Source organism: Devosia enhydra, from assembly GCF_900119845.1.
GTDB lineage: Bacteria > Pseudomonadota > Alphaproteobacteria > Rhizobiales > Devosiaceae > FPKU01.
The window spans coordinates 262285-277482 of sequence record NZ_FPKU01000004.1; the positions used below are offsets into that span (position 1 = coordinate 262285).

Consider the following 15198-nt stretch of genomic DNA (forward strand, 5'->3'; position numbering starts at 1 on the left):
GTGCCTGCGGCGCGGCTTCATCTTGACCCCGGCAGCGATCCGGGCGAGACAGGCGGTCAGGTTCATTCTTGCCGGGAATGACATGGCCATACCCCGCCGCTTTCTGCCACCCACTTCGTTGCTGGTCTCGTTCGAGGCCGCGGCCCGGCTTGGCAGCTTCACCGCTGCCGCTGCCGAGGTGAATCTCACCCAGAGCGCCGTCAGCCGGCAGATCCGCCAGCTCGAGGAGCAATTGGGCGCCGAGCTCTTCGTGCGCGAACGCCAGACGGTGCGGCTCACCTCGCTGGGCGCTACCTATGCCGGACATATCCGCGATGCACTCAACCGCATCAGCTCGGCGACGCTCAATCTCAGGGCCAATCCCGGCGGCGGCATGCTCAACCTTGCCATTCTGCCGACCTTCGGCACCCGCTGGCTGGCGCCCCGCCTGCCGAAATTTCTCGAAGCCAATTCCGGCATCACCATCAATCTATCGACCCGCATAGCGCCCTTCGATTTCGATCGAGAGCCCTTCGATGCCGCCATCCATTTCGGCGCGAGCGACTGGCCCGGGGCCCAGCATTTGCGGCTGAGGGGCGAGACCGTGGTGCCGGCCTGCTCGCCGAGCCTCAAGGAACGCTATCATTTCGAGCAGCCGGCCGATCTGCGCGCCGCGCCGCTGCTGCACCTCACCACCCGCCCCGACGCGTGGGAGCGCTGGCTGGCGAGGCACGGCGCGCCGGCCGACAATGTGCATGGCATGCTGTTCGACCAGTTCGCGACGGCCGCGCAGGCCGCCATCGCCGGGCTCGGCATCGCATTGCTGCCCGATTTCCTGATCGAGGCCGAGATGGCGCGGGGCGATCTCGTCAAGGCGCTGCCGCTGCCGATGGAAAGCGCGGAAAGCTATTTCCTCGTCTGGCCGCTGGAGCGCGCGCTGCACCCGCCGCTGGTCGCGTTCCGCCGCTGGCTCGCCGCCGAAACGGGGCAGGAAATCTAGCCTGGAGCGTTTCGAGGCGCGTTGATACCGGAAGGGGGCAATCATGGCGGCACGCATCCTGATCACAGGCGGACGCGGCAATCTCGGCACCAAGCTCGCCGCGCATCTGCGGTCTCACGGCTATTCCGACATCATCGCCTTCGACAAAGCCGAAGGCGCCGATCTGTCGGGCGATATTTCGATCTATGACGAGGCCTGGGCCCAAGGCTTTGCCGGGGTCGACTGCGTCTTCCATTTTGCCGCCGCCGGTGCCCCGACCGAGGTGTGGGAGGATGTGCTGCCGATGAACATCATCGGCACGCAGAACGTGCTCAAGGCGATGAAACGCCACGCTCCGGGTGCGCGGATGGTGTTTGCCAGCACCAATCACGTGATGGGCGGCTACCGGTTTCGGCAGGGGCCGGTGACCGAGGCGATGCCGCCGGCGCCCTTCACGCCCTATGGCGTCTCCAAGCTGATCGGCGAGCAGCTTTGCCGCGCCTATGTCGCAGAGGGGCACGGCTCGGCCATCGCGCTGCGCATCGGCTATTGTCAGGTTGGAGAGAACATCCCCGGTCCGCACATGCATATGGGCAGCTGGGGGCAGCAGATGTGGCTCTCGAACCGCGACATGGTGGCCGCCATGCAGGGGGCGCTGGACGCCGCGGACCCCGGCTTTGCCATCCTCAACCTCACCTCCAACAATCCCGGCATGCGCTGGGATTTGTCCGAGGCGCGTCGGGTCATCGGCTATGTCCCGCAGGATGGTCATGACCTCGTGATGACGCCCGAGGTCGCCGATGACGATGCGCGCAGCCGGGCGGGCGTGCTGCACTCATGGCAGGCGCTGGTCGACCTCAAGCCTTGGCTCGGATTCTGACGCAGGCTTTTCGATCATCAGGTTCAAGACTTTGGGCGGGGTCTCTCGACACGGTGACCGCCCTGCATCGTTATCGCCGGCTTGCCGGACAGCAGAAGGACTAAGCCGATGAGCCGCTATGTCAGCGAGACCAAGACCATCCTGGAACGGCTCGGCGTTCCGGCCGGCGCGCTGGGCGGCCAGCTCGTCGCCCGCTCGCCGCTCGATGGCGGGCCGATCGGCGCGGTAAAGCCGACGACGCCGGAAGCGGCCGATGCCATCATCGGCAAGGCCGCCGAGGCCTTCGCGCTCTGGCGCAAGGTGCCCGCGCCGCGCCGGGGCGAACTCGTACGGCTTTTTGGCGAGCAGTTGCGGGCCAACAAGGACGATCTGGGACGGCTGGTTTCGATCGAGGTGGGCAAGGTGCCCTCCGAAGGCCTGGGCGAAGTGCAGGAGATGATCGACATCTGCGACTTCGCGCTTGGGCTCTCGCGCCAGCTTTATGGCCTCGTGATCGCGAGCGAACGGCCCGACCACAGGATGATCGAGCAATGGCACCCCGCCGGGGTGGTGGGCATCATCTCGGCCTTCAATTTTCCCGTCGCGGTCTGGGCCTGGAATGCGGCGCTGGCGCTTGCCTGTGGCGATGCCATCGTCTGGAAGCCGTCCGAAAAGGCGCCGCTGACGGCGCTCGCCTGCCAGGCGCTGCTGATGCGGGCGATCGCCCAGTTCGGCGACGCGCCCGAGGGGCTCTCGGGGCTGATCATCGGGGAGCGCGACCTGGGGGAATTGCTGGCCGAGGATCACCGGGTCGCGGTGGTCTCGGCCACCGGTTCGACCCGCATGGGACGCGCCGTGGGCGAAGCGGTGGCGCGGCGCTTCGGGCGCAGCATTCTCGAGCTGGGCGGCAACAATGCCTCGATCGTGGCGCCTTCGGCCGATCTCGACCTGGCGCTGCGGGCCATCGCCTTTGCCGCCATGGGCACGGCGGGGCAGCGCTGCACCACGCTGCGCCGCCTGGTCGTGCATGAAAGCGTCTATGACGCGCTGCTGCACCGGCTGCGCACGGTCTATGGCGCGGTGGCAGTGGGCGACCCGCTCGCGGGCGAAACGCTGGTGGGGCCGCTGATCGACCGCTCGGCCTTCGAGGGCATGGAGCGGGCGCTCGATACGGCGCGGGCGGCCGGTGGCACGGTGACAGGGGGCGGACGCGTGGCGGTGGAGGGGGCGGAAGCCGCCTTCTATGCCCGGCCGGCGCTGGTGGAAATGCCGGGCCAGACGGGCCCGATGCTCGAGGAGACCTTCGCGCCGATTCTCTATGTGGTGCGCTACAGGGATATCGAGGAGGCCATCGCGCTCCAGAACGGGGTGCCTCAGGGCCTCTCCTCCTCGATCTTTGCCACCGACATGCGCGAGATCGAGCAGTTCCTGTCGGCTGCCGGGTCCGATTGCGGCATCGCCAATGTCAATATGGGGCCATCGGGTGCCGAAATCGGCGGAGCCTTCGGGGGCGAGAAGGAAACCGGCGGCGGACGCGAATCCGGCTCGGACGCCTGGAAGGGCTATATGCGCCGCCAGACCAGCGCCATCAATTATGGCCGCACCCTGCCGCTGGCGCAGGGGGTGAAGTTCGATATCCCGGGGTAGGGGGCCTTGAGCGTCGAGATGCTTCTCTCGTGGGCCGGGAAGCTTCGCAAACGGACGTCCCTGCTTTCGTAGGGACGGCCAGTGGGGATGAGCTGTCGGCGCGGAGAACCGTGCCCTTAGCCCCGCTCGATGCAGAGGGCGATGCCCATGCCGCCCCCGATGCAGAGGCTGGCGATGCCGCGGTTTGCGTTTCGCCGCTGCATTTCGTGGAGCAGCGTGACGAGCACCCGGGCGCCCGAGGCGCCGATGGGGTGGCCGAGCGCGATGGCGCCGCCATTGACGTTGACGCGGGCCGGATCGATGTCGAGATCGCGGGTGACCGCGAGGCTCTGGGCGGCGAAGGCCTCGTTCAGTTCCCAGAGCTCGACGCTGTCCGTGCTCCAGCCGGCGCGGGCGATGGCGCGGCGCGAGGCCTCGATGGGCCCGAGCCCCATGACCTGCGGATCAAGCCCGCACTGGCCGAAGCCGGCGATGCGACCGAGGCTCGAAAGCCCGCGCGCGGCCCGCTCATCGGCGCTCATCAGGATCAGCGCCGCGGCGCCATCATTGACGCCAGAGGCATTGCCGGCCGTCACCGTGCCATCGGCGGCAAACGCGGGGCGCAGGCGCGCGAGGCCGGCAAGATCGGTTTCGGGGCGGGGATGTTCGTCGGCGGTCACTGCCACGTCACCCTTGCGGCCCTTGACGGTGACGGGCGCGATCTCGGCTGCAAAGCGGCCGGCGGCGATGGCGGCGGCGGCCTTCTTCTGGCTCGCCAGCGCGAAATCATCCTGGTCGGCACGGCTAAGGCCATAGCGGGCAACGATGTTTTCCGCCGTGATACCCATGGGATAGCCGTAAAACGCATCGGACAGCCCATCGCTCATCACGGTATCGACCAGCGTCATGTCGCCCAGCTTGCGGCCGGGGCGGATGAGGGCGGCGTGCGGGGCCTGGCTCATGCTTTCCTGCCCGCCCGCGACGACGATGCGCGAGAGCCCCGTCATGATCTGCTGGGCCCCGAGCATCACCGCGCGCAGGCCCGAGCCGCAGACCTGGTTGACCGACAGGGCTGGGGCGGCATCGGCGATGCCGGCAAGGCGCGCCGCCTGCCGGGCCGGGTTCATGCCGGCCGCCGCCGTCAGCACCTGCCCGAGGATGGTTTCGTCGATATCGGCGCCCGAAAGCCCGGCATCGGCGAGGGCGGCAGCAATGGCGGTGGCGCCGAGCGCATGGGCGGGCAGGCTGGCGAGCGCGCCATTATGGGCCCCGATGGGGGTGCGGCGGGCAGCGACGATCTCGATTTCGGGCAGGCTCATGAAAGTGGCTCCGGGCGCGGCGGAAGAGGCTGACACTCATCTAGCCGCTCGCGCGGCGCGCCGAAACCGGTGGCGCTTTCCACGCTGCCGTATTTCTACGCATGGCCTCATGCATTTCCCGTCGCGGCGGGCTGAGGGCGCGCCGTGGCCGGCTTGCGCGCAGGCCCCGGCTCGCGCATGGTTCACCTCAACAACAGGAGAGGAGACGCGCAATGAGCGACGCGCCCGCAGGCTTCAAGCCAAAGAAATCCGTGGCCCTTTCGGGCGTGGTTGCCGGCAACACCGCGCTCTGTACGGTGGGGCGCAGCGGCAATGACCTGCATTATCGCGGCTACGACATCCTCGATATCGCCGAAAGCTCGGAATTCGAGGAAATCGCCTATCTCCTCGTGCATGGCACGCTGCCGACCGAGGCTGAACTTTCCGCCTATCGCGACAAGCTGATCGCGCTGCGCGGCCTGCCCGATGCGGTGCGCCGCGCGCTCGAAACGCTGCCCGCTTCGGCCCACCCGATGGATGTGATGCGCACCGGCGCCTCGGTGCTGGGCTGCGTTCTGCCCGAGGCGGAAGCCCATGATGCGCCGGGCGCGCGCGACATTGCCGACCGCCTGATGGCCTCGTTCGGCTCGATGCTGCTCTACTGGTACCATTTTTCCCATAATGGCCGGCGCATCACCATCGAGACCGACGATGCCTCGATCGGCGGGCACTTCCTGCATCTGCTGCACGGCAAGGCGCCCGATGCCGAGGCGGTGCGGGCGATGCATACCTCGCTCATTCTTTATGCCGAGCACGAATTCAACGCCTCGACCTTCACCGCGCGCACCATAGCGGGCACGGGCTCGGATATGTATTCGGCCATCACCGGGGCCATCGGGGCGCTGCGCGGGCCCAAGCATGGCGGGGCCAATGAATATGCCTTTGCCGTGCAGAAGCGCTACGCCACGCCCGACGAAGCGGAGGCCGATATCCGGCGCCGGGTGGAGGCAAAGGAAGTGATCATCGGGTTCGGACACCCGGTCTATACCGTCTCCGACCCGCGCAACGAGGTGATCAAAAAGGTGGCGCGCTCGCTCTCGGAAACGCGCGGCTCAATGCGCATGTTTGAGATCGCCGAGCGCATCGAACAGGTGATGAAGGCGACCAAGACCATGTTCGCCAATCTCGACTGGTACAGCGCTGTTTCCTACCACATGCTGGGGGTGCCCACCGCGATGTTCACCCCGCTCTTCGTGGTGGCGCGCACTTCGGGCTGGAGCGCCCATGTGATGGAGCAGCGGGCCGACAACAAGATCATCCGTCCCTCAGCCAATTATGTCGGGCCCGAAAACCTCGCCTTCGTTCCCCTCGACCAGCGTGGATAGCCACGATATTGGCATGACCCTAAAGGCGGGGCCGCATCGGCCTCGCCTGTTGTTAGAGAGGATATCGGCATGGATGCGGCTGCGCTCAGACTGGCAATGATCGGCACCGGCCATTTCGCCCGCCGCCACCTCGAGATGATCGGGCGCGACAGCGATGTGGCAGTGGTCGCCCATCTGGGCACTGGCGGGCCATCGGGTCCTGCACTGGCGGCCGATTACGGCGGAGAGGTCTTTTCGGACCTCGATACGCTGATCGCGACGGCGCGGCCCGATATTGCCATCGTCACGGTGCCGCCCCACCAGCACGGGGAGATCGAGGCCAGGCTGATTGCGGCCCGCATTCCCTTCCTTGTCGAAAAGCCCATCGCCACGGACCGGCAGACCGCCGAGACCATCGCGGCGGCGATCGAAAAGGCCGGGCTGGTGGTGGGGGTGGGCTATAATCTGCGCGCCATGGATGTGCTGGGCGAAGTGCGGCAGGCGCTCGCGGCGCATCCGGTGCGCATGGTGATCGGGGAATACCTGACGCGGACGCCCGGGCCACTCTGGTGGCGGCGCAACGCCACGAGCGGCGGCCAACTGGTGGAGCAGGCGACCCATCTGGTCGATCTGGCGCTGCACCTGCTGGGGCCGGCGGTGCCGGTGGCCCATCGCGCCAATCCCGCGCCGACGCGACATTTCGAGGATGCGGACGTCGCTTCGGCGCAGGCGATGCTGGTTGAGTTTGGCGATGGCACGCCGGGCGTCTTCACCACGGCCTGCGTGCTCGACAAGACCGAAAGCCTGAGCCTGCGGTTCATCGCCGAACACCTGCTGGTCTCGATCGACCTGACGGGCGCGACGCTGACCGAAAACGGCGAGACGCGGCGGCTGTCGCTGGTGGAAAACGCCTATCGCATCCAGGATCGGGCGTTTCTGGCCGCGGTGCGGGCCAACGATCCCTCGATCCTCACCTGTTCTTATGCCGACGCCCTGCGCACCCACAGGCTGCTGATGGATGCCACAGGGCGGTAGGGGCTGCGTTTTTCCTTCTCCCCTCGAGGGGAGAAGGAAGAGGCCTTAGCCGATCTTGTAGAAGCTGTCGGCGTCGATGCCCAGGCGCTCGAGGTCGGCGCGAGCGGGGCGGCGGCGGCCTTCGATGGCACCGGCAACAGCGAAGAGCGACTCGGCGCTGGCCACGAAATTGCGGGCGCGGTTCATGAAGCCGTTCGACTTGGTGCTGGTCATTTCATCTCTCCTTGCGTGTGCCGTTTATTTGGGCCCTTATGGCCAAAGGACAAGGGATGACGGTGCAAGGGAGCCATGCAGCGGGGTCAGGATTGGCGTGAGAGGGTACTGCTGGGGCTCCCTGATCTCCTCGCGCCTTCATGGTGAGGAGCGCCAAAGGCGCGTCTCGAACCACGAGGGCGGAGAGGATGGGGCCCGGACCTCGCCCTTCGAGACGCCTCTGCGAGGCTCCTCAGGGTGAGGTCCTTTGATAGTCCCCACATGTCGGCTTTTGCACCATTCCGCCACAACCACGGTGTCATTCCCGCGCAGGCGGGAATCCAGCTTGCGATGGCCAAGATAGCGCTTGGACGTCAAGAGAGGCTGGATTCCCGCCTGCGCGGAATGACACCGACGACTTTCCATCTCTACTGCCGCGCCGACGCCTCGAGGGAGAGGCGGGCCGATGCGATGTGGCGGCGCATGAGGAATTCGGCGAGTTCGCCATCGCGGTCGGCGATGGCGCCGACGATGCGCTCATGCTCCTGAAGGGCACGCAATGCGCGGCCCGGCACGATGCGGTGCTGCATGCGATAGAGCCGGAAGAGCGTGTAATACTCGTTGCAGAGTAGATCGAAGAGCTGGTCGTTGCGGGCCAGCCGCGCGATCTCGAAATGAAAATCGGAATTCGCGGTCGCCTGCCAATAGACCATGGCATCGGGCCGCTCGAGCGCCGTACGGTGTTCGGCCATCATGGCTTCGAGCCCGGCGACGTCCGAGGGCGTGGCCCGCTCTGCTGCCTCGCGCGCCGCCAGCCCTTCGAGCACCTCGCGGATCTTGAAGAGCGCGACGGCCGCCGGCAGCGATGGGGTGACCACCCGCACGCCCTGGCGCGGGGCGCGCTCGACGAGCTTGCGCTCCTCGAGCCGTCTGATCGCCTCGCGCAAGGGTCCGCGGCTCACCCCGAAACGGGCGGCGAGGCGGGGCTCGGAGAGTTTTTCGCCCGGGCCGAAATCGCCCGAGACGATGGCTTCGGAGAGGCGGGCAAAGAGCGCATCGGCGAGCGAGCGCTCCTCATCGACGAGCGCCGCGCCCGCCTCGCCGGTCATGTCAGCGCCCGTCTCCGGCATAGCGCTTCTCGAGGGCGTCGAATTCGGGCTTGCGCACCAGACGCTGCCGCTCCTTGAAGCTGGCCACCGGCCCATCCTCGCCCAGCCGGCCATCGGCCTTGAGCTGGCCGAGCGCCGCCTGCATGCCGTAGATCGCGCCCTGGAGCGCGACATTGGCATAGAGCACGAGCGAAAAGCCCATCTGCCCGAGCTCGTCGAACCCGATGATCGGCGTACGCCCGCCCACCACGAGATTGACCAGTTGCGGCGTGCCGGTGAGCCGGGCCGGGATGGCGCGGATCTCATCGACGCTTTCGGGGGCCTCGACGAAGGTGATGTCGGCGCCATCCTCGATGAAGGCCTGGGCCCGCTCGATGGCCGCGTCAAAACCTTGCGTCGCGCGTGCGTCGGTGCGGGCGAGGATCAGGAGGTTCCCGTCCTCGCGCGCATCCACGGCCGCCTTGATGCGGCTGCGTGCCTCGGTGAGGTCGACCACGTCCTTGCCCGAGAAATGCCCGCAGCGCTTGGGATTGACCTGGTCTTCAAGCTGCACGGCCGTAGCGCCGGCCCGCTCCAGCGTGCGGATGGTGTGCCGCACATTGAGCGCATTGCCAAAGCCTGTATCGGCATCGACGATGATGGGCAGGTTGGTGGCATCGCGGATGGTGGCCACATGCTGGGCGATCTCGGGGAGGCTGACAAAGCCGAGATCGGGCATGCCCAGATAGGTGTTGGTGAGCCCGGCCCCCGAGAGATAGATGGCCTCGAAGCCCATATCCTCGATGATGCGGGCCGCCAGCGCATTGGCCGCGCCCGGCAGCAGTACCGGCCCGCCACCGAGGCGGGCGCGGAACGCCTTGTTGATCTCGCGCGCGCCCATGGCCTACTCCAGCCCGCGATCGAAGATGCCTTCACCGGTCGGCCGGCTGGGGCTCACCTGCCCCTCGGGCAGCGACGGCATCAGGGCATCGAGTTCGGTACCCTTAAGGCCGGCCACGCCGCGCACGGCGGCATAGAAGGCTTCACGCGCCTCGGTGGGCAGCATGTCGCTCGCCAGCGTTTCGAACTTGCCGCGATAGTCGGGCCAGGTCCAGGGATGGGCGCCATTGGGATGGGCATCGGCAACGCCCCGCTCCTCGGCGATGACCGTGCCGTCTTCGAGCGTCACCACGATGCGGCCGCCAAAGGCTCGCTTGTCCGGATCGGGATCGAGATAGCGGGTCGTCCAGTCGGGCTTTTCCACCGTGGTGATCTTGTGCCAGAGCCCGGTCTCGGCGGCCCGACGGGCGCGCTCGCGGGTGTAGCTGTCCACATGGTGCCAGCGGCGATCCTCGAGCGCGACGGCGAGGATGTACATGATCGAGTGGTCCAGCGTTTCGCGGCTGGCCTCGGGATCGAGCTTTTGCGGATCGTTGGCGCCGGTGCCGATCACATGATGGGTGTGGTGGCTGGTTTCGAGCAGGATCGACTTGACCTTCGAGAGATCGCCGATACGCGGAGCCAGGTCGATGGCCAGATCGATCAGGGCCTGCGCCTGGTACTCGGCCGAATGTGCCTTGGTGTAGGTTTCGAGAATGCCGCGCGGGCTCTCGCCATCGGCGGGCAGATAGACCGAATAGGCATCGGACTTGCCGCCCAGCATCCAGGCGATGACCGAATCCTCGCCTTCATAAATGGGCGAGGGCGAGCCTTCGCCGCGCATGGCGCGATCTACCGCCTCGATGCAGAGCTTGCCCGAATGGCCCGGCACATAGGCCTTCCACGACGAGATCTCGCCCTTGCGCGACTGGCGGGTGGAAAAGGCCAGGTGCACCGTCTGGTTGACGGCCTGGAAGATCTGCTCGACCGGCAGGCCCAGCATGGCGCCGATGCCCGCCGTGGTGCCGGGCGCGAGATGGGCGATGTGGTCCTTCTTGTATTTGTGCAGCGAAATGGCCTTCACCAGCGCCACATGCACCTCATAGGCGACCGCGATGCCGCGCACGAGCGCCTCGCCATCGAGCCCCATCTGCTGGGCCACGGCCACGAGCGGGGAGATGGCATCGCCGGGATGGGCATAGTCGGCGGCAAGGAAGGTGTCGTGATAGTCGAGTTCACGCACGGCGGTGGCATTGGCCCAGGCGGCCCATTCGGCATCGACGCGGATCGAGGGCGACAGCCCGTAAAGCGTTGCGCCCTTCTTTCTCGGATGGGCCAAAGCCATGGCGCGCGCGGAGGCGACGGGCCGGCGGTTGATGGCGGCGAGCGCCACGCTGGCATTGTCGACGATGCGGCACGCAATCATCTCGCGCACATCATCCTCGATGGGCCCGACATTGGCGGCGAAGCGGGCGATGGCCCAGGCCAGCTGCTTGTCGCGGGGCAAATTATCGGCCGAGGGGTGGACCTTGACGTCGTGCTTGATCATTGAACTCAACATAGGCTGCAAGGAAAGGGGCGTGCGGCTCCGGCACGCAGCCGGAGCCATCCGTCAGGCGTCGGCCTTGAGCCGCTTGAGGAGCGGCGGCAGGGCGAAGATCAGGACGGCGATGGTCATCACCGTCGCAGAAACAGGGGTGGAAACGAGCGCGACCGGATTGCCCTGCGAGGCGGCAAGCGCGGTGCGCAGATAGCCCTCGGCCATCGGCCCGAGGATGAGCCCGATCAGCACCGGAGCGATGGGGAAATCATAGACGCGCATGACGTAGCCCATGAGCCCCACCAGCGCCATGATGGTGAGATCGACCCAGGACTGCGCCAGCCCCCACACCCCGATCATGGCAAACACGAGAATGCCGGCATAAAGCTGCGGGCGCGGAATGCGCAGCAGCTGCACCCAGAGCCCGACCAGCGGCAGGTTGAGTACCAGCAGCATGCAGTTGCCGATATAGAGCGAGGCAATCAGGCCCCAGACCAGCGCCGGATTGTTGGAAAAGAGGTTGGGGCCCGGCTGCAGGCCATAATTCTGGAAGGCGGCGAGCAGCACCGCGGCGGTGGCCGAAGTGGGCAGGCCGAGGGTGAGGAGCGGCACGAGAATGCCGGCGGCAGCAGCGTTATTGGCCGCCTCGGGACCCGCCACGCCTTCGATGGCGCCCTTGCCGAATTCGCCCGAACGCGAGAGCTTACGCTCCAGCGTATAGGACAGCATGGTGGGAATTTCGGAGCCCGAACCCGGCAGCGCCCCGAGCGGGAAGCCGATGGCGGTGCCGCGCAGCCATGGCGCCCAGGAGCGCTTGAAATCATTGCGGGTGAACCAGGACTGACCCTTGATCGAGACCATGGTGCCCGGCACCGAGCGATAGCGGCTCGCCACATAGAGCATTTCGCCCACGGCAAAGAGCGACACCAGAACCACGGTGAGCTCGATGCCTTTCAGGAGCTGCATCATGCCGAAGGTGAGGCGCGGCTGGCCGGCCATGGCATCGATGCCCACGACCCCGAGCGCGATGCCGATAAAGAGCGAGATGAAGCCACGGGTGCGCGAGCGGCCCATGACGACCGCGACCGAGCAGAAAGCCAGGACGGTGATGGCGAAATAATCGGCCGGGCGGAAATAGAAGGCGAGCTCTGCGATCGCCGGGGCGATGAAGGTGAGCGCGAGGGTGGCGATGGTGCCGGCTACGAACGAGCCGATGGCGGCGGTGGCGAGCGCCGCGGCGCCGCGCCCGGCCCGGGCCATCTTGTTGCCCTCGAGCGCCGTCATCATCGAGCCGGCTTCGCCCGGGGTGTTGATCAGGATCGAGGTGGTGGAGCCGCCATACATGGCGCCATACAGCACGCCGGCGAACATGATGAAGGCCGATTCCGGGGCCAGCGTGATGGTGACGGGCAGGAGCAGCGCGATGGTCAGCGCCGGGCCGATGCCGGGCAGGATGCCGATGGCGGTGCCCAGCACCGAGCCGATCAGCGCCCACATCAGGTTGACGGGCTGCAGCGCAACCCCGAAGCCCTGCATCAGGAGTTCGAATGTCGACATCGATCAGAACCCCAGAAAGGCAAAAAGCGTGTTCGACCGCTGCCCGAAGAACGGGCCCAGCTGCAGGCCGAGGCGGCTGAACAGGAACCAGGCGAGCGCCCCGATGATGGCGCCGGTGATCAGATTCACCACCCAGGCGCGCGAGCCGAAGGCGCGGCAGACCAGCGTGAAAGCGATCATGGCGGTGATCGGCAGGCCGAACGGCCGCATGATGATGATGGGCAGAACCACAGCGAGCAGCGCGATGAGGAACGCGTTGCGGTCCATCGGCGCATCGGCGGCGGCATCCTCGGCATCCTGCGGCTCGAAGCGCTCGCCACGATGGATCTGCACCATGAGGATGATGCCCAGGATCAGGAGGCCCGCGCCCGCGATCGTGACGAAGAGGCCCGGCCCGATGGCGGCATAGCGCGCGCCCTGGGGCAGGAAATAGGCGTTATAGAGCCAGAGCGCGCCCATGGCGGACACGAGCGCACCCAGCCAGTAGGGGCGGCGATAGGGGGCAGCCTTGCGGCCACCCCCCTCATTTGTCGTCTGGCCTTCAGTTGACAAGGCCGGCATCCCGCAGGATCTGGCCCTGGGTCTCGGTCTGCTCGGCGATGAAGGCGCCGAACTCTTCCCCGCCCAGATAATAGTCGTCCCAGCCCTGGGTCGCGAGCACCTGCTTCCAGGCATCGGACTCGGCGAGCTTGGCGAAGTTCTCGACCCACATGCTGTAGTTGTCGTCCGGAGCGCCCGGAGCGGCCAGGACGCCGCGCCAGTTGGCGAGCTCGACGTCATAACCGGCTTCGGCGAAGGTCGGCACGTCGGGCAGGCTCTCGCGACGCTCGGCCGAGGTGACGCCGAGGATCTTGATGCGGCCCTGCTCGGCAAACTGGCTGAACTCGGAGGTGCCCGAGATGCCGGCGACGAGCGTGCCGTTGACGATGCCGGTCACCGTCTCGGCGCCCGAGGTCTGCGGAATGTAGTTGAGGTCGGCCACCGGCACTTCGGCCGCCTGGGCAAAGAGCGCGAGCGCGATATGGTCGACGCCACCGGCCGAGCCGCCGCCGACGGGTGTGCCGCCCGGATTGGCCTTTAGGGCCGCAGCCAGCTCTTCGAGCGTATCGATGTCGGAATTGGCCGCAACCGCGATCACCAGATACTCGGCGGTGAGGCGCGCGACGGGGCGGAATTCGGCGAGGTTGATGGGCGAGCTGTTGAGTTCGATGGCGCCCACGGTGATGGCGCCGAACACAGCCAGCGCATCGGCCGAACCGGTCGAGGTCGACAGGAACTCGGCGAGCCCGATGGTGCCGCCGGCGCCCCCGGTATTGGTGAAGTTGACGCCGCCCGTATAGATGCCGGCCGCGTTCATCGCCGCGAAGGCCTGGCGGCCCGTGGTGTCCCAGCCGCCGCCGGTGCCGGCCGGCAGCATCACATTGACCTGCGCCTGGGCGGCGCCGGTCAGAAGGCCGAGCGCCAGGGCGGCCGGCAGGACTGCGGATTTAAGGTTCATCGTTTTCCTCCTTGTGCGCCCGCACGCTGCCCCGCCGCATTGCATCGGCCGGGGTGGCAGGCGCTGTCTTGGTCCAGCCGCCGCCATGCCATTAGGGGCATTGTGTCGACAGAACTGGTGGCAGACATGACCAAATCCGCTAAAGCCTGTCAATAAGGCGCGCGCTGGAAACGAATGTGTCGACAGATTTCTCGGGTCAGGCCGTCGGCGGCCGGGTGCGAAACCCCAGCGGGCCGGCGACCAGCGCGGCGCCGGTCGAGACCATCAGCACGCGCACGAGGTGGTGCACGATCACGAAGGCGACCTCGATGTTGAGGGCGAGGGCCACGAGCCCCATCTCCATCAGTCCGCCGGGCGAATAGGCCAGCAGCACCTGCACCGGATTGAGCCCGAAGAGCGCGCCCATGCCCCAGGCGAAGATCATCGTGACCGTCAGCATCACCGCGGTGGCGCCGATCGACGTCAGGATCATGCGCAGCAATTCGCCGGCTCCGACGCCGATGAAGCGGCAGCCTATGGCGCAGCCCATGACGATCTGGGCAAAGATCACCAGTTCCACCGGCGGCTTGAAGGTGGTCCATCCCGCCAGATGTACGATGAGGCTGACGATCATCGGCCCGAGCATGTAGGGGGCCGGAATGGGCGCAAACCGCGCCACCACGAGCCCGAGCGCGGCGGTGATGAAGAACCAGAGGCCCGCCATCGGCGTCAGATCGGCAAAGGTGGCGGCATCGGCAGCCGGGCGGGCAAGGTTGGCGCCCGTCATCATCTGCACGATGAAGGGTACAGCGAAGATCACCAGCATGACGCGTGCCGCATGCACGAGCGCGACCTTGCGGGTGTCGGCCCCGGCGCTCTCGCCCAGAAGCACCATTTCGACGAGCCCGCCCGGCATGCCGCAGAAATAGGCGGTGCGCATGTCGTAGCCGGCCACGAAGCGGAAATAGGTGATGGTCACCGCCCCGGCCGCCGCGAGGAAGAAGGCGAGCCCCACCAGGCTCGGCAGCCAGCCCAGGGCGCCGGCCATCATCTGCGGGGTGAAGGTTGAGCCCAGCATCACCCCGATGATCACCGACATCGGCGGCCGCACCTTTTCGGGCATGCGGATCGGCAGGTTGAGCAGCGCGCCGACGACGCAGGCGGTCAGGGCGCCCAGAAGCCAGGGCAGCGGCACGTGCAGGAGAAAGAACAGCGCGCCGCCACCGGCTCCGAGCCCGAGCGCCAGCGCCATGCGCGGCAGGAGTTTCGACATCGGCAGGGCGGGCTGGGTCGTTGGAGCGGGCAAGAGGCGGCCTTCGGAATAG

General features: G+C 67.1%; 14 protein-coding genes. 5 read left to right on the top strand and 9 right to left on the bottom strand.

Features of this window, described 5'->3' with window-relative positions; genetic code table 11:
- Window positions 1–82 precede the first annotated feature (82 nt).
- The 3 genes from BT183_RS19695 to amaB all read left to right on the top strand — a co-directional run bounded on the left by BT183_RS19695 (window position 83) and on the right by amaB (window position 3464).
- Complete coding sequence (locus BT183_RS19695; RefSeq protein ID WP_072346792.1) at window positions 83–979, top strand: LysR family transcriptional regulator; 897 nt, start codon at window positions 83–85, stop codon at window positions 977–979.
- A 43-nt stretch (window positions 980–1022) separates the two neighbouring features.
- Window positions 1023–1838 carry an NAD-dependent epimerase/dehydratase family protein gene (locus BT183_RS19700; RefSeq protein ID WP_072346794.1) on the top strand — a complete coding sequence of 272 codons (816 nt, stop codon included), beginning with the start codon at window positions 1023–1025 and terminating at the stop codon, window positions 1836–1838.
- 108 nt (window positions 1839–1946) lie between these two features.
- Window positions 1947–3464, top strand: coding sequence for an L-piperidine-6-carboxylate dehydrogenase (gene amaB / locus BT183_RS19705; protein ID WP_072346796.1), 1518 nt, complete (start codon window positions 1947–1949; stop codon window positions 3462–3464).
- Window positions 3465–3580: 116 nt separating this feature from the next.
- Here the strand turns inward: amaB and BT183_RS19710 are convergent, their stop codons facing one another.
- Window positions 3581–4762 (bottom strand): acetyl-CoA C-acyltransferase, encoded by a 1182-nt coding sequence (locus tag BT183_RS19710; protein WP_072346798.1) that lies wholly within the window; start codon window positions 4760–4762, stop codon window positions 3581–3583.
- Window positions 4763–4974: 212 nt separating this feature from the next.
- On the opposite strand from BT183_RS19710, the gene prpC reads away from it, so the two are divergent.
- Together prpC and BT183_RS19720 are read left to right on the top strand one after the other, a co-directional pair.
- Window positions 4975–6126, top strand: coding sequence for a bifunctional 2-methylcitrate synthase/citrate synthase (gene prpC / locus BT183_RS19715; RefSeq protein WP_072346800.1), 1152 nt, complete (start codon window positions 4975–4977; stop codon window positions 6124–6126).
- Window positions 6127–6195: 69 nt separating this feature from the next.
- Window positions 6196–7140, top strand: coding sequence for a Gfo/Idh/MocA family protein (locus tag BT183_RS19720; RefSeq protein ID WP_072346802.1), 945 nt, complete (start codon window positions 6196–6198; stop codon window positions 7138–7140).
- Window positions 7141–7185: 45 nt separating this feature from the next.
- On the opposite strand, the gene BT183_RS20885 is transcribed toward BT183_RS19720, so the two are convergent.
- The 8 genes from BT183_RS20885 to BT183_RS19755 all read right to left on the bottom strand — a co-directional run bounded on the left by BT183_RS20885 (window position 7186) and on the right by BT183_RS19755 (window position 15179).
- Window positions 7186–7353, bottom strand: coding sequence for a hypothetical protein (locus BT183_RS20885; RefSeq protein ID WP_177282657.1), 168 nt, complete (start codon window positions 7351–7353; stop codon window positions 7186–7188).
- 407 nt (window positions 7354–7760) lie between these two features.
- Window positions 7761–8441, bottom strand: coding sequence for a GntR family transcriptional regulator (locus tag BT183_RS19725; protein ID WP_072346990.1), 681 nt, complete (start codon window positions 8439–8441; stop codon window positions 7761–7763).
- A 1-nt stretch (window position 8442) separates the two neighbouring features.
- Complete coding sequence (locus BT183_RS19730; RefSeq protein ID WP_072346804.1) at window positions 8443–9321, bottom strand: isocitrate lyase/PEP mutase family protein; 879 nt, start codon at window positions 9319–9321, stop codon at window positions 8443–8445.
- A gap of 3 nt (window positions 9322–9324) precedes the next feature.
- Entirely contained in the window at window positions 9325–10848 is a 1524-nt protein-coding gene (locus BT183_RS19735; RefSeq protein WP_072346806.1) for an MmgE/PrpD family protein, read from the bottom strand.
- Between the two features lie 63 nt (window positions 10849–10911).
- Window positions 10912–12396, bottom strand: a complete 1485-nt coding sequence (locus BT183_RS19740) for a tripartite tricarboxylate transporter permease (protein ID WP_072346808.1) — start codon at window positions 12394–12396, stop codon at window positions 10912–10914.
- A gap of 3 nt (window positions 12397–12399) precedes the next feature.
- Window positions 12400–12948, bottom strand: coding sequence for a tripartite tricarboxylate transporter TctB family protein (locus BT183_RS19745; RefSeq protein WP_244545401.1), 549 nt, complete (start codon window positions 12946–12948; stop codon window positions 12400–12402).
- Window positions 12938–13894 (bottom strand): Bug family tripartite tricarboxylate transporter substrate binding protein, encoded by a 957-nt coding sequence (locus BT183_RS19750; RefSeq protein ID WP_072346812.1) that lies wholly within the window; start codon window positions 13892–13894, stop codon window positions 12938–12940. Before BT183_RS19750 ends, BT183_RS19745 begins: the two co-directional genes overlap by 11 nt.
- A gap of 196 nt (window positions 13895–14090) precedes the next feature.
- Window positions 14091–15179: an AbrB family transcriptional regulator gene (locus BT183_RS19755; protein ID WP_143145918.1), complete on the bottom strand. Its 1089-nt coding sequence runs from the start codon at window positions 15177–15179 to the stop codon at window positions 14091–14093.
- Window positions 15180–15198: the final 19 nt, after the last annotated feature.

Excerpts from the sequence above, each read along its gene's own strand:
- BT183_RS19710 (WP_072346798.1), bottom strand. The coding sequence starts at position 4,762 with ATGAGCCTGCCCGAAATCGAGATCGTCGCTGCCCGCCGCACCCCCATC.
- amaB (WP_072346796.1), top strand. The coding sequence starts at position 1,947 with ATGAGCCGCTATGTCAGCGAGACCAAGACCATCCTGGAACGGCTCGGC.
- BT183_RS20885 (WP_177282657.1), bottom strand. The coding sequence starts at position 7,353 with ATGACCAGCACCAAGTCGAACGGCTTCATGAACCGCGCCCGCAATTTC.
- prpC (WP_072346800.1), top strand. The coding sequence starts at position 4,975 with ATGAGCGACGCGCCCGCAGGCTTCAAGCCAAAGAAATCCGTGGCCCTT.
- BT183_RS19735 (WP_072346806.1), bottom strand. The coding sequence starts at position 10,848 with ATGATCAAGCACGACGTCAAGGTCCACCCCTCGGCCGATAATTTGCCC.
- BT183_RS19700 (WP_072346794.1), top strand. The coding sequence starts at position 1,023 with ATGGCGGCACGCATCCTGATCACAGGCGGACGCGGCAATCTCGGCACC.
- BT183_RS19720 (WP_072346802.1), top strand. The coding sequence starts at position 6,196 with ATGGATGCGGCTGCGCTCAGACTGGCAATGATCGGCACCGGCCATTTC.
- BT183_RS19730 (WP_072346804.1), bottom strand. The coding sequence starts at position 9,321 with ATGGGCGCGCGCGAGATCAACAAGGCGTTCCGCGCCCGCCTCGGTGGC.
- BT183_RS19750 (WP_072346812.1), bottom strand. The coding sequence starts at position 13,894 with ATGAACCTTAAATCCGCAGTCCTGCCGGCCGCCCTGGCGCTCGGCCTT.
- BT183_RS19725 (WP_072346990.1), bottom strand. The coding sequence starts at position 8,441 with ATGACCGGCGAGGCGGGCGCGGCGCTCGTCGATGAGGAGCGCTCGCTC.
- BT183_RS19695 (WP_072346792.1), top strand. The coding sequence starts at position 83 with ATGGCCATACCCCGCCGCTTTCTGCCACCCACTTCGTTGCTGGTCTCG.
- BT183_RS19740 (WP_072346808.1), bottom strand. The coding sequence starts at position 12,396 with ATGTCGACATTCGAACTCCTGATGCAGGGCTTCGGGGTTGCGCTGCAG.